Here is a 567-nt window from a genome sequence, read left to right on the forward strand (position 1 = left end):
GTAGACAAAGCCGGCAACAAGGGCTACGCACAAAGGCATAGCGTCTCGTTTTGTTACTCGTTTGTTTCTCTTTGTTAACCCTGTATGTCAAAGAACGTGTACTACCCCTTTTGAGTAGTGCAGTACAATCAAGCTATTCGCGTGATTGTAATATTTGGCAACTCCATGTGCAATGCTGCTCGTTTGGCAATCATTACGTGTGGAGAATAACGGATTCGAACCGTTGACCCCCTGCGTGCAAGGCAGGTGCTCTAGCCAGCTGAGCTAATCCCCCGTACTTTGTACTCAACCTATTGATGAGTAAAGTGGGCCTGCCTGGACTCGAACCAGGGACCTCTACATTATCAGTGTAGCGCTCTAACCACCTGAGCTACAAGCCCGGGTCGACTCGCGGAGTCGAATCCGTGAAAATATTGAATAAAAGGAAAAGACAACAACAGTGTAGTTACAGATTTCAACGAAATCATGGGAGGTGAGCCCCAACTTGTCAACCGAGTCGAACAAGCTCCAGAAAGGAGGTGATCCAGCCGCACCTTCCGGTACGGCTACCTTGTTACGACTTAGCCC

General features: G+C 48.7%; 2 tRNA genes and 1 rRNA gene. All 3 read right to left on the reverse strand.

Annotated features, from left to right (window positions below):
- Window positions 1-200 precede the first annotated feature (200 nt).
- Window positions 201-274: transfer RNA gene (locus ROI90_RS21135), tRNA-Ala, on the reverse strand.
- Between the two features lie 32 nt (window positions 275-306).
- Window positions 307-380: transfer RNA gene (locus tag ROI90_RS21140), tRNA-Ile, on the reverse strand.
- 131 nt (window positions 381-511) lie between these two features.
- Window positions 512-567, reverse strand: a 16S ribosomal RNA gene (locus ROI90_RS21145); the annotation flags it as partial.

Origin of the sequence: Hymenobacter endophyticus, from assembly GCF_032464715.1 — a bacterium.
Taxonomy (GTDB): domain Bacteria; phylum Bacteroidota; class Bacteroidia; order Cytophagales; family Hymenobacteraceae; genus Hymenobacter; species Hymenobacter endophyticus.